We start from the raw sequence: 16,298 nt of genomic DNA on the forward strand, positions 1-16,298 counted from the left end.
TATGACCTGGTCCATCGTTACCCGCGATCCCGAAACCGGCCACCTCGCCATCGCCGTCGCCACGCGTTTTTTCGCGGTCGGCAGCATCGTGCCTCATATACGCGGGGGTGTCGGCGCCATCGCGACGCAGGCTTTCTCGAGCCCGCTCTATGGAACGGACGGCCTGATCATGTTGGCCGAGGGCAAGACGCCGCAGCAGACCATTGCTGCACTCACAAATCGCGACGACGGCCACGAGCAGCGTCAATTGCACCTGATCGACGGCAAGGGCCGCAACGCAGCCTTTACCGGGGGAAAATGCATCGATTGGGCCGGCCATCTCGTCGACGAGAACGTTTCCGTTGCCGGCAACATGCTGTCCGGCCCGCAGGTGATCGCCAAAACGCTCGAGACATTCAAGAAGACGTCCGGAGCGCCGTTGGCCGAACGGCTGCTGGAAGCGATGCAGGCCGGCGAAGACGCCGGCGGCGACAAGCGCGGGCAGCAATCTGCAGCGCTCGTGATTTACCGCGACCAGGACTATGCCTGGCTCAACATCCGCGTCGACGACCACGCCGAACCGCTCGCCGAACTGCGGCGTCTCTACGCCGTGGCAAAGGAGCGCTACCTGCCCGTCGCCGAAACCGCGCCAACCCGGGAGAACCCGAGCGGCATGATCGACCGCAGCGCAATCGATGCGGAAATTGCGCGGATGGAGGCCGAGCGCAAGGCCGCCGGGCTATCGTCGGCCTCCTTTGCCACCTCGCCGAAATCCGTTTGAAACTCGGCCGCCCATAGCAGATATCGAGGTACTCCATGACCGATACAGCCGCTGAGAAGACCATGACCGGTGCAGTGCCGGTGCTGTCAGTCTCCCATCTGACGACCTCTTTTCGCGTCGATGGCCAGTGGCGTTCGGTCGTCCGCGACATCTCCTTCGATGTCATGCCCGGTGAAACCGTGGCGATTGTCGGGGAAAGCGGGTCGGGCAAGAGTGTGACCTCGCTGTCGATCATGCGCCTGCTTGCTGCCAACAGCAGCCGGATCGAGGGCAGCATCCTGCTTGGAGGCCGCGATATCCTTTCACTGTCCGACAAGGAAATGAGAGGCGTTCGCGGCAAGGACGTCGCGATGATCTTCCAGGAGCCGATGACCTCGCTCAATCCGATCTTCACCATCGGCCGCCAGATCTCGGAAGCACTCACCTGCCACGGCGATATTTCGAAGGCCGAGGCAAAGGCAGAGACCATTCGCCTCCTTGAGAAGGTGCGCATTCCCAACGCCGCCTCGCGCTTCAATGAGTATCCGCACCAGTTCTCTGGTGGCATGCGCCAGCGGGTGATGATTGCCATGGCGCTGGCCTCGAGGCCGAAGCTGTTGATCGCCGACGAGCCGACCACCGCGCTCGACGTAACGATCCAGGGGCAGATCCTAGACCTCATCAAGATCCTGCAGGAGGAGGAAGGCATGTCCGTCCTCTTCATCACCCACGACATGGGCGTCGTCGCCGAAATTTCCGACCGCACCATCGTCATGTATCGCGGCGAAGCGGTCGAGAGCGGCGCGACCGACGATATCTTCCATCGCGGCAAGCATCCCTATACCCGGGCTCTCCTCTCCGCCGTCCCCCGCCTCGGTTCGATGACGGACAAGGCCTGGCCGCTGCGTTTCCCCGTCGTCGATGCGGCAACCGGTGTCCTCCAGCAACCGGGCGAGGTGGCAGACACCGTCGATCGCCGCCAGACGCCGATCCTCGACGTCAAGAACCTCACCACCCGCTTCGATATCCATGGCGGCCTGCTGGGGCGAAAGACCGGCGCCATCCATGCGGTGGAAAACGTCTCGTTCGATCTTTTTCAGGGCGAAACGCTGTCGCTTGTCGGCGAAAGCGGTTGCGGCAAGTCGACCACCGGGCGCTCCATCATGCGTCTCATAGAGCCCGATGGCGGAGAGGTGCATCTCGACGGCTACGACGTGATGAAGCTGGATTCACTGGCCCTTCGCCAGATGCGTCGCAGCATCCAGATGATCTTCCAGGACCCGTTCGCCAGCCTCAATCCCCGCCTGACCATCGGCTTTACCGTCGCCGAGCCCGTGATCGAGCACGGCCTCGCGACCCGCACCCAGGCGCGCGACAAGGCGGCCGACCTGCTGGAACGTGTCGGCCTGAAGGCCGACATGATGAGCCGCTACCCGCACGAGTTTTCCGGCGGCCAGCGTCAGCGCATCTGCATCGCCCGTGCCCTGGCGCTCGATCCGAAGGTCATCGTCGCCGACGAGAGCGTCTCGGCGCTCGATGTCTCCATCAAGGCGCAGGTCTGCAATCTACTGATGGACCTGCAGCAGAGCCTGCACCTCGCCTTCCTGTTCATCTCCCACGACATGGCGGTTGTCGAGCGCGTCAGTCACCGTGTCGCCGTGATGTATCTGGGTGAGATCGTCGAGATCGGACCGCGCGCGGCGGTGTTCGAAAACCCGCAGCATCCCTATACGAAGAAACTCATCGCGGCGGTTCCAGTCCCCGATCCCTCGCGCCGGGGCATCAAGCGGGATATGTCGACGGATGAGCTCAGAAGCCCGATCCGTGCCATCGGCTATGAGCCGCCTGTACGCAGCTACCGCGAAGTATCTGCCGGTCACCTCGTGCGGCTCGACGAGCCCGCCTGACCGGCAGTTTGCGCAGACCCTATCCGGGCTCTGATGTCGTGATCATCATGCGTCCTGCAGATAGGGCGCGATCAGGCTGAGGTCGGCTTCGCTCAGGCGATCGGTGGCGGTGTTTTTCTGGTGCCAGTAGGGGTATTGCAGCCAGGCTTGGCTGACCTTGTCGAGCCCTGCCCGCTCCTCGTCGGTAAGCTTGAGTTCGGCAGCAGCAAGGTTGTCCCTGAACTGCGCTTCCGTGCGGCCGCCGATGATGACGGAGGTCACGCCCTTGCGGCCGATCAACCAGGCAAGAGCCACTTGGGCGGCAGACACGCCACGGCTGTCGCCGATTTCGACCAGCGCGTCGACGATCTTCCAGAGGCGGTCTTCGTCGCGGATCGGCGGTTCGGTCCAGCCGGCAAACTGGCGCGTACCTTCGGGAGCTGCCTGATTGCGGCGATGCTTGCCTGACAGAAGACCGCCGGAAATCGGGCTCCAGATCAGGATACCGAGACCCTGGTCGATGCTGATCGGGATGAGTTCGTTTTCAGCGTCGCGGCTTTCCAGCGTGTAGTGGATCTGCTGGCTGACAAAGCGCTGGTAACGATCACGCTCGGCAACGCCAAGCGCCTTCATGATGTGCCAGCCGGAAAAATTGGAGCAGCCGATATAGCGGACCTTGCCCTGACGCACGAGCGTATCCAGCGCCTCCATGGTTTCCTCGACCGGCGTCGTCCCGTCCCATTCGTGGACTTGATAGAGGTCTATGACGTCGGTCTTCATGCGCTTGAGGCTGGCTTCGCAACCGGCGATCAGGTGCTGGCGGGAGAGGCCGCTGCTGTTCGGGCCTTCGCCCATCGGGAAGCGCACCTTGGTGGCGACCAGCACATCGTTCTTGCGGGGCCCACCGATGATCTCGCCGAGAATTTCCTCGCAGACACCTTGCGAATAGGCGTCGGCCGTGTCGATTAGGTTGACGCCGGCATCGACGCAGATATCGACGAGGCGCCGCGCCTCGTTGACGCCGAGATCACCGACGGTCTTCGCCCAGCCGACACCGCCGAAGGTCATGGTGCCCATCGTGATCGTCGAGACTTTCAGGCCCGAACGGCCGAGTTGCCGATATTCCATTTCTCTCTCCCATTTTCGCACCGGCTCCAATCGCCGGTCAATTCCGCCCCGACTGAACCAATGATAAGACCGACAGTTGCATCCTTATCAAATGACACATGCGACGTTATGTACAGTATAGGGCCAGCTGCTGGTGAAGTTGCCTGCGTTATTACAGATGTCAGACGTGCAATGCGTCAGTCGGGTGCCCGCAGCCGGTAGCCGACGCCCGTTTCCGTGGTGATATAAACCGGCTGGTCGGGCGATGCCTCGATCTTCTGCCTGAGTTGACGGACATAGACGCGCAGATACTGCACGTCGGCGGCAGGTCCCCAGACCTGTTTCAGGACGAACTGATGCGTCAGCACCTTGCCGGCATGTTGCGCCATGACGCGGAGGATGTCGTACTCCTTTGGCGACAATTTGACCTCGACGCCATCCACCCGGACGATCCGCTTGACGAGATCGACGGATAGTCCTCCGGTCTGGAAAATGGCCTTCTCACCCTGTTGCTGCAGCCGGTGTCTCAAGGCGACGCGTATGCGGGCGGCAAGTTCGTTGACGCCGAAGGGCTTGGTCACATAGTCGTCAGCGCCGATTTCCAGCGCTTGGACGATGCCGCCCTCGTCCGTCCGGCTGGAGAGAATGACGACAGGGATGATCACCCCCTCGTCGCGCCATTGCTGCAGCATTTCGTGACCGGGTTTGTCCGGCAGTCCGAGATCGAGGATGATGAGGTCAGGCGGCTCGTTCTTGACAAGCCGGGCCGCCGAGAGGGCATCGGCAGCCTCGATGACATCGTAGCCCTGCGCCGTCAGCCCGACGCGCAGGAGCCGACGGATCGGTGGTTCATCGTCGACGATGAGGATCTTGATCGCTGCGCCTGTCATCTGAGATCTTCCATTGGGTGAGCGTCGATTGCGCGCGGCAGGCGAATGGTGAAGGCGGCGCCTGCCCGGTCGATACGGTTTGCTGCCGTGACGGTGCCACCCATCGCCTCGACGAAGCCGCGGCAGATCGACAATCCGAGGCCTGTCCCGGCGCGCACCTGGTCTCCCTTGCGGACGCGGTAGAACGTGTCGAACACGCGTTCGAGGTCATCGCCCGGAATGCCCGGTCCCTCGTCGGCCACCTCGACGAAGACGTTGTAGGGATTGGCCCAGCTGCGGATACTGATGGTCGACCCCTCCGGGGCATATTTTGCGGCGTTGTCGAGGAGGTTGAAGAACACCTGCTCGAGAAGCACCGGATCGACGCGCACCATCGGCAGGTCTGCGGCAATTTGCAGCTGCGTCTGGTGGTGGGCGAGGATTTTGGCGCTCCGCCGAAGCGCGCTGCCGGCGATATCCTCTATGAAGTACAGCGCACTGTTCGGCTCCATCGCGCCCGACCCGATGCGCGTCATGTCGAGAAGGTTGGCAATGAAGCGGTTCAGCCGTTCGGATTCGTCAACGATGGTCGACAGTAGGTCGGCGCGGTCCTCGGCAGTCATCGAATCCAGATAGTCGCGCAACGTCCCGGCAGCACCGAGGATGGCCGCCAGCGGCGTCTTCAGATCATGGGAAATGGAGGTCAGCAATGCCGATCGCAACCGATCCGCTTCGACGGCAAGCTTGGCGCGGTCGACGTCGCCGACGAGCTGAATGCGCTCGATGGCGAGTGCGGCCTGATCCGCCAGCGCGTCCAGCAGGCGCTGCTGCTCCGGCGTCAGCAGCGGGCCGTCGCGCCGATCGCTGTCGAGGCCGATCACGCCGACGGCCGAGCGGCCGGTGCGCAGCGGAACATAGAGGCGCTTGGCGCCTGGCAGCGTATCGGCGCCGCGACCGGCGGCGTGGTTATGATCCCAGGCCCAGCGCGCAGCCGCGATGTCGGCGTCGTCCAGCGTGTCGTCCGGCGGATAGCCCGCCTTGACGGCAATCGTGCCGTCTTCCGGCAACAGCAGCACGACGCGAACCTTGAGCATGGAGGCCAGCTGGAAGGCCGTTGCCCACAGAACGTCGTCCAGCGTGCCGGTGCCGGCGAGCTTCTTCGAAAACAGATACAGGTCTTCAGTGGTCCGGGCGCGATGGCGGGCGGCAGCGGCTTGCCGTTGCACCGTTGCCGTCAGGTTGCTGGCGATGATCGCCACGCCGAAAAAAAAGAACAGCGCCAGCACGCTTTCGGGATCGCTGATCGTGAAGGTGTAGCGCGGCGGCAGAAAGAAGAAATTGAAGGCCAGCGAACCGAGCACCGATGAATAGAGCGCTGGCCGCAGCCCGTGCATGACAGCCGAGGTCAGCACCGCCATCAGGAAGACGAGTGCCAGGTTGCGGACATCGAGGAACTGGTCGAGGAGTGCGCCGACCATCAGCGCGATGACGACATAACCGGTGGCAAGGAGATAGGCTTTCAAGTCGAACGACGGAACGGCTGTGGCGCTGGCGACACCCCGTCCTGCCACCGGCGCATCCTTGTCGTTGCCGGAAATGACGTGGACGCTGATATCGCCGGCGCGCCGGATCAGCGCGTCCGATGCCGACCCCAAGAAGGTGTCCCGCCAGCGCCGCTTGCGCGGTGCGCTGGTGACGATATGGGTGACGTTCTGGCTGGCGGCGTGCTGCAGCAGTTCCTCGGCGACGTCCCGCCCCGGAATGGTGATCGCCTCGCCGCCCAGCTGTTCGGCAAGCCTCAGGGTGGCCGCGATCGTGTCGCGCTCCGTCTCCGAGAGATTGATCGAACGGTTTGTCTCCACATAGACCGCCGACCACCGCGCCCGAAGGCGCGATGCCATCCGCGCCCCGTAGCGCACCAGCGATGCCGAGCGCGGATCTTCATCGACGGAGACGAGAATACGCTCGCCGGCGGCCCAGGGCCCGGCAATCGCATTGGCCTGCATGTGCGTCAAAAGCTGGTCGTCGACGCGCTGGGCAGTGCGGCGCAAGGCCAGTTCACGCAGGGCCGTGAGGTTGCCCGGCGTAAAATAGTTCGTCAGCGCCCGCTCCGCCGTCTTGGCGACATAGACCTTGCCGTCGTGCAGGCGCTTGATGAGATCGTCCGGCGTCAAGTCGATGATCTCGACGTCGTCGGCCATGTCGATGATCGAGTCCGGAACTGTCTCGCGAACCCGGATTCGGGTGATCTGCGATACGACGTCGTTGAGGCTTTCGACGTGCTGGATGTTCAGGGTCGTGTAGACGTTGATCCCGCGGTCGAGCAGCTCCTTGACATCGAGGTAGCGTTTCGGGTGGCGGCTGCCCTCCGCGTTGGTGTGGGCCAGCTCGTCGACCAGCACCCAGTCCGGTCGCCGGGCGAGGATAGCGTCGAGATCCATCTCCTCGAGCAGCTGCCCCTTGTAGGGCAGCTTGACGCGCGGGACGATCTCGAAGCCGGAAAGCAGGGCCTGCGTTTCCGTGCGCCCATGGGTCTCGACGACGCCGATGACGACGTCGAAACCGTCGGCGATCTTGGCTCGCCCGGAGACAAGCATCTCGTAGGTCTTGCCGACCCCCGGAGCAGCACCCAGAAAGATCTTCAGGCGACCGCGTGTTTCCGCCCGGGCCTTCTCCAACAGGGCGTCGGGTGAAGGTCTCAGCAATTGATCGCGGTCGCCTGCAGACATGACGTCGTTCTTTCGCAATTGGCCCATGCCCGGGGGCGGGCCAAGGCCTGTTAGGTGGCCATGGCGTCAAGAGCCTGGTTGAGAGCCAGAACGTTGACCGTGGCCTCGCCCAGAATGCCGAGTTCGCGGCCCTGGACGACAGTGTCAATCAACGTCTTTACCTTGGCTTCGTCCAAGTTGCGAGCCTTGGCAATCCGGGGTACCTGAAAGTATGCCGCCTCCGGAGAAATGGCCGGATCGAGGCCGCTGCCGGAAGCGGTCACGAGATCGGCGGGCACCTCTGCATTCGGATTAGTAGCCTTGGCGGCCTCATAGTCGGCCTTCACGCGGTCGATCAGCTTCTTCGAGGTCGGGCCGAGGTTGGAGCCCCCGGAACTGGCAGCATTATAGCCATCGCCGGCAGCAGACGGACGTCCGTGGAAATATCGGTCGCTGGCAAACGCCTGTCCGATCAGCCTGGAGCCGATGACCTTGCCGTCCTTGACGACAAGACTGCCGGCGGCCTGTGTCGGAAACAGCGCCTGGGCGGCGCCGGTCATTGCCAGCGGATAAAGAAGGCCGGTGAGAGCCGTGGTCACGACGATCATCACAATGGCGGGGCGGAGCTGGTTCAGCATTTATGAGTACTCCCTGGTTGGGGTGAAAGCGAGAATGCGGCGGTGGCGACGCGGGTTATGCAAGGCCAAGCGCCGTGACGATCATGTCGATTGCCTTGATGCCGATGAAAGGCACGATGACGCCGCCGAGACCGTAGATGAGCAGATTGCGGCTGAGCAGCGCGCCGGCACCGATAGGCCGGTATTTGACACCCTTCAGCGACAGCGGGATCAGGGCGATGATGATCAATGCGTTGAAGATGATCGCTGACAGGATAGCACTCTGCGTCGAGGCCAGCCCCATGATGTTGAGCGCCTTCAGCTGCGGGTAGAAGGCGATGAACATGGCCGGGATGATCGCAAAATACTTGGCGATGTCGTTGGCGATCGAGAAGGTGGTGAGCGCGCCGCGGGTCATGAGCAACTGCTTGCCGATCTCGACGATCTCGATCAACTTGGTCGGATCGCTGTCAAGATCGACCATGTTGCCCGCTTCTCGTGCCGCAACCGTGCCGGTGTTCATAGCCACGCCGACATCGGCCTGGGCCAGCGCCGGGGCGTCGTTGGTGCCGTCGCCGCACATGGCGACGAGCTTGCCCTTGGCCTGTTCCTCGCGCATCAGCGCCAGCTTCATTTCAGGCGTCGCCTGGGCGAGGAAGTCGTCGACACCGGCTTCGGCAGCGATGGCCGCTGCGGTCATCGGATTGTCGCCCGTGATCATCACGGTGCGGATGCCCATGCGGCGCAGTTCGGCAAAGCGTTCGCGGATGCCGCCCTTGACAATGTCCTTGAGCTGGATGACGCCGAGCAGGCGCCCGTCGCGGGCAACGGCCAGCGGTGTCGCACCCGATTTTGCGATCTCGTCGGCAATAGCCTGCAACTCGCGCACGACGTCATGATCGGCACTGCCGGAAGACGCACCGGCGCCGGTGACATAGGCAAGCACGGAGTCGACGGCACCCTTGCGGATCGACGATCCATCGACATCGACGCCGCTCATGCGGGTCTGCGCCGTGAATGGCACGAAGGTGGCCGACAGCGCCGTCATGTCGCGGCCACGGATCGCGTACTTCTCCTTGGCGAGCACGACGATCGAGCGGCCTTCCGGCGTTTCATCGGCAAGCGAGGCCAGCTGCGCAGCGTCGGCAAGATCCTGCTCGGTAACACCCCGCACAGGCCTGAAGGATGTTGCCTGGCGATTGCCGAGCGTGATCGTGCCGGTCTTGTCGAGCAGCAGCGTATCGACGTCACCGGCAGCTTCCACGGCGCGGCCCGACATGGCGAGCACGTTGAAGCGGACCAGACGGTCCATGCCGGCAATGCCGATGGCCGACAGTAGCGCGCCGATGGTGGTCGGGATGAGCGTGACGAACAGCGCGACCAGGATGATGATCGGGATCGAGCCGCCGGCGTAGGAGGCAAAGCTCGGGATCGTGGCGGTAGCGAGAACGAAGATCAGCGTCATCCCGGCGAGCAGGATGTTGAGGGCGATCTCGTTCGGGGTCTTTTGACGTTCGGCGCCTTCCACCAGGGCGATCATGCGGTCGATGAAGGTCGAGCCGGCAGCCGCGGTGATGCGGACCCGGATCTGGTCGGATAGCACCTGCGTGCCGCCGGTCACAGCCGAACGGTCGCCGCCGGACTCGCGGATGACAGGGGCGGATTCGCCGGTGATTGCCGCCTCGTTGACGGAGGCAACGCCTTCGATCACTTCGCCGTCCGACGGGATGATGTCACCGGCCTCGACCAGCACGACATCGCCGACCTTGAGGCTCGTGCCAGACACCATGGTGAAGGCATCCCGGCTTCCCGACTGCAGCAGCTTGGCCTGGGTTTCCGTGCGCGATTTGCGCAGCGAGGCCGCCTGCGCCTTGCCGCGCCCTTCGGCAACAGCTTCGGCGAAATTGGCAAACAGGACCGTGAACCAGAGCCAAATATTGACCTGCAGCGAAAAGCCGAGATTGCTTCCGCCGGTGGCCAGATCACGGATGAACAGCACCGTCGTCAGCAGGGAAACTGTCGCAACGACAAACATGACCGGGTTCTTGGAAAGCGTACGCGGGTTAAGCTTTGCGAATGCACCGCCGATGGCGGGTATGAGAATGCGACTATCGAGGATACTCGCAGATTTTGCCTGGCTCATTGAGAGACTCCAGCGAAAGAGGAAGCGTGATCGGATGGGCCGGTCAGCCGTGAAGGATTTTGAAAGCGGCAAGCACGACCAGCAGGATGGCCATCATCATCAGGATGACGTCCGAGGCGCGGGTCGTGGCTGCCGGCCCTCGTGCCGGCGAACCGGCGCGAGGGCGTGTACGTTTGCGCAGCATGTGTCGCAGGATCATCTGGAAGACCTCAGAATGTCTGTCCGGCGATCATCATCAGATGCTCGACCACCGGTCCGAGCGCCAGCGCCGGGAAGAAGGTCAGGCCACCGACGATGACGATCGTGCCGACAAGTAGGCCGACGAACAGCGGACCATCGGTCGGGAATGTCCCGGCGGACGACGGGACCCGCTTCTTGGTGACCAGCGATCCGGCAATCGCCAGAGCCGGGATGATCACCAGGAAGCGACCCATCAGCATCGAGATGCCAAGCGTGATGTTGTACCAGGGCGTATTGCCCGAGAGGCCGCCGAAGGCAGAACCGTTATTGGCAGCCGTCGAGGTGTAGGCATAGAGGATCTCCGAGAAGCCATGCGGCCCGGCCGTGCCGATGGAGGCAACGGCGCTCGGAAGCACGGAGGCAATCGCCGTGAAGATCAGCATCGCGGTCGGCAGGCAAAGAATGGCAAGGATCGCCATCTTCATTTCCTTGGCCTCGATCTTCTTGCCGAGATATTCCGGCGTGCGGCCGACCATCAGGCCGGCAACAAAGATGGCGATGATCACGAACAGCACGATGCCGTAGAAGCCTGCGCCGACGCCGCCGACGATGACTTCGCCGAGCTGCATGTTAATCAGCGGAATAAGGCCTCCGAGCGCCGTGAAGCTACCATGCATGGCGTTGACCGCGCCGCATGAGGCCGCCGTGGTGATGACGGCGAAGAGCGAGGAAAGCACCACGCCGAAGCGCACTTCCTTGCCTTCCATGTTGCCGCCCTGCAGACCGAAGGCATGCATCAAGGGATTACCGGCAGCCTCGGCCCAGTAGGTGACACCGACACCGACGACAAACAGGATGCCCATCGTTGCGAGGATTGCCCAGCCCTGCCGCTGATTGCCGACCATCCGGCCGAAGACATTGGTGAGGGCCGCGCCGATGGCAAAGATCGACACCATCTGGATGAGATTGGAAATCGCATCCGGATTTTCGAACGGGTGGGCTGAGTTGGCATTGAAGAAGCCGCCACCATTAGTGCCGAGCATCTTGATCGCCAGCTGCGAGGCGACCGGGCCGACAGCGATGGTCTGCTGCGCGCCTTCGAGCGTCGTTGCCGTGACATAGGCGCCCAGCGTCTGCGGCACGCCGAGATAGACGAAGACCAGCGTCATGACGATGCAGATCGGCAGCAGGATGTAGAATGTGGCGCGGGTCATATCGACCCAGAAATTGCCGATCGCCTTACCGGAGGCGCGCGAAAAGCCCCTGATGAGGCCCATCGCGATGGCCATGCCGGTCGCTGCCGACAGGAAGTTCTGGACCGTGAAGCCTGCCATCTGTGTCAGGTACGACATTGTGCTTTCGCCGCCGTAGTTCTGCCAGTTGGTGTTGGTGACAAAGCTCACGGCGTTGTTGAACGACAGGTCTGTCGGCACGGTAGCCATGCCGGCGGGATTGTAGGGGAGCACCGCCTGGAAGCGTTGCAGTGCATAGAGCACGACGACGCCGAGAAGATTGAACATCAGCAATGAGAACGCATAGGAGGTCCAGTGCTGCTCCTCGCGCTCGCTGGTGCCAGCAAGTCGGTAAAGGCCGCGCTCGACAGGGCCGAGCACGATCGAGAGGTAAGTGCGCTCGCCCGCAAACACGCGGGTCATGTAACCGCCGAGCGGTTTGACGAGCACTATGACGATCCCGCAAAAAAGCAGGATCTGAAGCCATCCGTTGAGGGTCATGGGGTTATCTTTCAGGTCCCGGCGCCGGGCGGATCAGAAGCGCTCTGGGCGAATGAGGGCATAGGTGAGATAGACCGTCAGGAAGACGGTCACCGCACCGCTCAAAATGTAGTCGAACAGCATGGGTGTTATTCCTCTTCAGAGACGGTCGCAGGCTTTGGTGTAGGCAAAACAAAGCCCGAAAAAGATGATGACGATGCCAAGCATGGCGATATCCATCGCGCGCATGTCCTTTCAGATTGTCGAGAAACAGGGAGCCACAGGGCTTACGCCCGGCGAGAAAGCACGCGCTTCCCGCACCAATGATATGTACCCGATCCGCATAAACGTTCGAGACGTGATCGCGGCGGCCCATATAAAAAAGCTATAAAGATTTGGAGGTTTTGCAGTCTGCGTGGGCTCGGGGCAGAGAGCGCTCGCAAAAAAAATGCGGCATGCGTGTGACACAGCCGCGAGCAGAGGCCGCGACTGCGGGCTGTCTCGAGGAGGCAGCCGGGTTTAGCGGGTGGGCAGAGTTGCCTCAATCCTCGACGAAGATCGGATCCTGCGTGAACTGCCCGCCCTGGTAGACGGCCATGGGCGAACGGGGATCGGGGCGAACGACGGCCGCGTCCAGCTCGGCACGAAAGCGCTCGGCATTGTCCTTCGGATGCCAACCCAGGAAGGAGGCGGCGGAATTGTCCCACCAGCGGCTGTCATTGTCCGACACGCCCCAGATGATCGGGCATCCCAGCATCGGCGCGCGAAAGACGCAGCCGATCAGGCTGGCAAAATCGTCAAAGGACATCCAAGTCGACAGCATCCGATGATTGGATGGCTTTTCCATGCAGCTGCCGATCCGCACGATGGCAGTCTCCTGCTGGAACTTGTCGAAGTACATGTGCGCGAGGGCCTCGCCGAAACATTTCGACACGCCATAAAGCCCGTCGGGGCGCATCGGCGCGACTGTGTCGAGGTGCTGATCCTGCCTGTAGAAACCGACGGTGTGGTTCGAGCTCGCAAACAGGATGCGCGGCTTTCCGTGGGCACGGGCCGCCTCGTAGAGATTGTAGAGGCCGAGCAGGTTGGCATTCAGGATCTTGGAAAACTTGTCTTCGACGGAGATGCCGCCCAGATGCAGGATACCTTCACAACCCTCCACGAGCCGATCGACGGCCTCGGCATCGCTGAGGTCGCAGGTCACCACTTCCTCGTGGGCTTCAGCCTTACCGAGCTCGACGATATCCGACAGCCGGATGACATCCGCCATCGACGCCAGACGTGTGCGCATTGCCCGGCCCAAACCGCCGGCAGCGCCGGTCACCAGCAATCTCTTCATATCCAACTCCTCCAAACCCATTCCAACTCATCATACATGTTGGCGGATTTGCGTCAACGATGCAGCTTCGTCATGGCTTATGTCGCCGATATGATATAGGCATTTCCACGATAGAAGTCTTGCAGATCGAAGGAACCGACGGCGTGGCCCTACAGCCTAAGTCACAAACCGAAGCAAAGTCGCAGACCCTGGTGGCCCGTCTCAGCGACACATTGCGCCGCGCCATCGCCGCCGGCCAGTTCCCCCCGGGCAGCAAGCTGCCGAGCGAAGCGCAACTGACCGAAACCCACGGGGTCAGCCGAACGGTGGTGCGCGAAGCCATCGCTGCTCTTCGCGCCGACCGCTTGGTCGAGGCGCAACAGGGTGCAGGTGTCTTCGTGCTGGACCCGCCTGCCCAGATCCAGGCCTTCGGCAGCCTCGATCACGCCCGTGTTTCCTCGGTTATCGAGCTTCTGGAGTTAAGAACAGCCGTCGAAGTCGAGGCGGCGGGCCTTGCTGCCCTACGCCGATCGCCGGCCCAGGAAGAGGCTATCTTCGAGCGCCACCACGCCGTGCGCGACTGTCTCGACGCCGGGGTGCCGACCAGCGAGGCCGACTTCGCGCTGCATCTGGCCATCGCCGAAGCGACCAATAACGGTCGGTTTCGCGAATTCCTGTCGATGATCGGACCGCGCATCATTCCCCGTGCTGCCATCCGTGACGGAGAGAACGAAGCCGACCAGTCGACCTACATCCTCCTCATCGACGACGAGCATCAACAGATCGTCGCCGCCATTTCTGCCGGCGACGAGGAAGCCGCCCGGGCCGCCATGCGCCGCCACCTCAGGGGCAGCCAGGACCGCTACCGCACACTGTTGCGCGGGCAACGCAAACCTGTATGATGAGTTGTTGACAATGGGCTCTGCTGCCTATACGACAAATGCAGCTGGAGGAGCCTGGAGGGGAACCCGATGACACCACAAGAAATCAAGACCGCGCTTGGTGCCGGCCTTCTATCCTTTCCCGTCACCCATTTCGGGGCGGACGAAAAATTCCAGCCGGAAAGCTATCAGCGCCACATCGAATGGCTTTCCAGCTACGATGCGCCGGTGCTTTTTGCAGCTGGCGGCACTGGCGAGTTCTTCTCGCTGTCGCCCGATGAAATTCCGGCAATCGTCAAGGCCGCCAAGGAAGCGGCCGGCTCGACCGCCATCGTCTCCGGCTGTGGCTTCGGCGCCCATGTCGGCGTCGAACTGGCGCAGGCCGTAGAGAAGGCAGGCGCCGATGGCATCCTGCTGCTGCCGCATTACCTGATCGATGCGCCGCAGGAAGGTCTTTTCACCCACATCAAGCGCATCTGCCAGTCGGTCGATATCGGCGTCATGGTCTATAACCGCGACAACTCGGTGCTGTCGGTCGACACCCTGCAGCGTCTTTGCGATGCTTGCCCTAATCTGGTGGGCTTCAAGGATGGCACCGGCGAGATCGGCAACGTCCGCCAGATCACCGCGACCCTCGGCGATCGTCTCACCTATCTCGGCGGGATGCCGACGGCCGAGCTTTTCGCCGAAGCCTATCTCGGCGCCGGCTTTACCACCTACTCGTCGGCCGTCTTCAACTTCGTGCCGGATCTTGCCGTCGACTTTTACAAAGCACTCCGTTCCGGCGATCGTGCCCGTTGCGAGACGATCCTCAAGGACTTCTTCTATCCGTTCATGGCGATCCGCAATCGCCGCAAGGGCTATGCCGTCGCTGCCATCAAGGCCGGCGTGCGGCTGCAGGGTTTCGATGCCGGCAAGGTCAGGCCGCCGCTGGAAGACCTGACGCGGGACGAAGAGGCCATGCTCGAGAAGCTCATTTCGCCCTGGAAGCGCTAGGCCGATGAAGATCGCTGCCGTCAACACGCACCTGCTCGAATACCGCCTGCCGGTGCCCTTCGAAAGTGCATCGATGCGCTTCGACCGCCGCGCGCATATGCTCGTCGAGATCGTTTGCGACGACGGCACGATCGGATGGGGCGAATGCCTCGGCCCCGCGCGACCGAATGCGGCAGTTGTGGCTGCCTATACAAGCCGGCTGATCGGTGCCGATCCACTGGAGACCGAAAAGATCTGGGCGGTCCTCTACAACGCGCTGCGCGACCAGGGCCAACGAGGCCTTTCCATTACCGCCCTGTCCGGCATCGACATTGCGCTCTGGGATATCAAGGGTAAGCATTTCGGCGTGCCGATCTCCACCCTTCTGGGCGGTCGTTTCCGCAAGAGCGTCCGCGCTTATGCCACCGGCAGCTTCAAACGCGATGGCGTCGACCGGATTGAGGACAATGCCAACGAGATGGGAACCCATGCCAAGGCAGGGTTTCATGCGGTCAAGATCAAGATCGGTTTCGATGTCGAGGAGGACCTGCGCGTCATCCGCGCCGTGCGCGAAGCCATCGGACCGCACACCCGGCTGATGATCGACGCCAACCACGGCTACGATGTCATCGAGGCAGTGTCGCTCGGCAAGCGCGCCGCCGAACACGGCATCGACTGGTTCGAGGAGCCCGTCGTGCCGGAACAACTGGGCGCCTATCGCGCGGTGCGCGCAGGCCAGCCTATCCCGGTGGCGGGAGGCGAGACCTGGCACACGCGCTGGGGCATGCAGGAGCCCATCGAGAGCCGCGCCATCGACATCATCCAGCCGGACCTTTGCGGCGTAGGCGGTTTCACCGAAGCCCGCCGCATCGCCGACATGGCGGCGCTGCATGGCGTGCGCGTCGTGCCGCATGTCTGGGGCACTGCGGTCCATATCGCCGCAGCACTGCAGTTCATGGCGTCGATGATCCCCAACCCGGTGCGGGTCAATCCTATCGAGCCGATCCTCGAATTCGACCGCACCGACAATCCTTTCCGCCAGGCCGTCATCACGACGCCCATCGAACACGTCGACGGCGTCGTGGCGATACCGGATGGTCCGGGGCTCGGCATCGAGATCGACCGCGCGGCACTCGCCGAGTTCCGCATGGGAGACGACTGAC

The 16,298-nt window shown here is 62.6% G+C and carries 14 protein-coding genes; 5 read left to right on the forward strand and 9 right to left on the reverse strand.

Annotated features, from left to right (window positions below; translation table 11 throughout):
• Position 1: 1 nt before the first annotated feature.
• Positions 2-760: a DUF1028 domain-containing protein gene (locus tag EQW76_RS21970; protein WP_142831320.1), complete on the forward strand. Its 759-nt coding sequence runs from the start codon at positions 2-4 to the stop codon at positions 758-760.
• Positions 761-795: 35 nt separating this feature from the next.
• Positions 796-2,646 (forward strand): ABC transporter ATP-binding protein, encoded by a 1,851-nt coding sequence (locus EQW76_RS21975; protein WP_142831321.1) that lies wholly within the window; start codon positions 796-798, stop codon positions 2,644-2,646.
• Positions 2,647-2,691: 45 nt separating this feature from the next.
• On the opposite strand, the gene EQW76_RS21980 is transcribed toward EQW76_RS21975, so the two are convergent.
• From EQW76_RS21980 to EQW76_RS22015, 9 genes are all read right to left on the reverse strand, one after another.
• The gene (locus tag EQW76_RS21980) at positions 2,692-3,753 is read right to left on the reverse strand and encodes an aldo/keto reductase (protein ID WP_142831322.1); all 1,062 of its coding nucleotides are present in this window, start codon (positions 3,751-3,753) and stop codon (positions 2,692-2,694) included.
• Positions 3,754-3,929: 176 nt separating this feature from the next.
• Positions 3,930-4,622 (reverse strand): response regulator transcription factor, encoded by a 693-nt coding sequence (locus EQW76_RS21985; protein WP_142831323.1) that lies wholly within the window; start codon positions 4,620-4,622, stop codon positions 3,930-3,932.
• The gene (locus EQW76_RS21990; protein ID WP_142831324.1) at positions 4,619-7,330 is read right to left on the reverse strand and encodes a sensor histidine kinase KdpD; all 2,712 of its coding nucleotides are present in this window, start codon (positions 7,328-7,330) and stop codon (positions 4,619-4,621) included. The genes EQW76_RS21985 and EQW76_RS21990 overlap by 4 nt, the downstream gene beginning before the upstream one ends.
• Positions 7,331-7,380: 50 nt before the next feature.
• Positions 7,381-7,947 carry a potassium-transporting ATPase subunit KdpC gene (gene kdpC / locus EQW76_RS21995; protein ID WP_142831325.1) on the reverse strand — a complete coding sequence of 189 codons (567 nt, stop codon included), beginning with the start codon at positions 7,945-7,947 and terminating at the stop codon, positions 7,381-7,383.
• A gap of 55 nt (positions 7,948-8,002) precedes the next feature.
• Positions 8,003-10,069, reverse strand: a complete 2,067-nt coding sequence (kdpB, locus tag EQW76_RS22000) for a potassium-transporting ATPase subunit KdpB (protein ID WP_142831326.1) — start codon at positions 10,067-10,069, stop codon at positions 8,003-8,005.
• A gap of 43 nt (positions 10,070-10,112) precedes the next feature.
• Positions 10,113-10,268 (reverse strand): hypothetical protein, encoded by a 156-nt coding sequence (locus tag EQW76_RS29455; RefSeq protein ID WP_162854780.1) that lies wholly within the window; start codon positions 10,266-10,268, stop codon positions 10,113-10,115.
• Between the two features lie 10 nt (positions 10,269-10,278).
• The gene (gene kdpA, locus EQW76_RS22005) at positions 10,279-11,982 is read right to left on the reverse strand and encodes a potassium-transporting ATPase subunit KdpA (protein ID WP_143123246.1); all 1,704 of its coding nucleotides are present in this window, start codon (positions 11,980-11,982) and stop codon (positions 10,279-10,281) included.
• 33 nt (positions 11,983-12,015) lie between these two features.
• A complete protein-coding gene (gene kdpF, locus EQW76_RS22010; RefSeq protein ID WP_111221508.1) occupies positions 12,016-12,105 on the reverse strand; it encodes a K(+)-transporting ATPase subunit F in 90 nt (29 codons plus the stop codon).
• Positions 12,106-12,502: 397 nt separating this feature from the next.
• Positions 12,503-13,300: an NAD(P)-dependent oxidoreductase gene (locus EQW76_RS22015; RefSeq protein WP_142831328.1), complete on the reverse strand. Its 798-nt coding sequence runs from the start codon at positions 13,298-13,300 to the stop codon at positions 12,503-12,505.
• Positions 13,301-13,443: 143 nt separating this feature from the next.
• Between EQW76_RS22015 and EQW76_RS22020 the strand changes: the two genes are divergently transcribed.
• The 3 genes from EQW76_RS22020 to EQW76_RS22030 all read left to right on the forward strand — a co-directional run bounded on the left by EQW76_RS22020 (position 13,444) and on the right by EQW76_RS22030 (position 16,297).
• Positions 13,444-14,181: a FadR/GntR family transcriptional regulator gene (locus tag EQW76_RS22020; protein ID WP_142831329.1), complete on the forward strand. Its 738-nt coding sequence runs from the start codon at positions 13,444-13,446 to the stop codon at positions 14,179-14,181.
• A 69-nt stretch (positions 14,182-14,250) separates the two neighbouring features.
• On the forward strand, positions 14,251-15,156 hold the full coding sequence (kdgD, locus tag EQW76_RS22025) for a 5-dehydro-4-deoxyglucarate dehydratase (RefSeq protein WP_142831330.1): 906 nt from the start codon (positions 14,251-14,253) through the stop codon (positions 15,154-15,156).
• Positions 15,157-15,160: 4 nt separating this feature from the next.
• Positions 15,161-16,297 (forward strand): mandelate racemase/muconate lactonizing enzyme family protein, encoded by a 1,137-nt coding sequence (locus EQW76_RS22030; protein WP_142831331.1) that lies wholly within the window; start codon positions 15,161-15,163, stop codon positions 16,295-16,297.
• Position 16,298 lies beyond the last annotated feature (1 nt).

The sequence above is a fragment of the Rhizobium sp. rho-13.1 genome, from assembly GCF_007000305.1.
GTDB lineage: Bacteria > Pseudomonadota > Alphaproteobacteria > Rhizobiales > Rhizobiaceae > Rhizobium > Rhizobium rhododendri.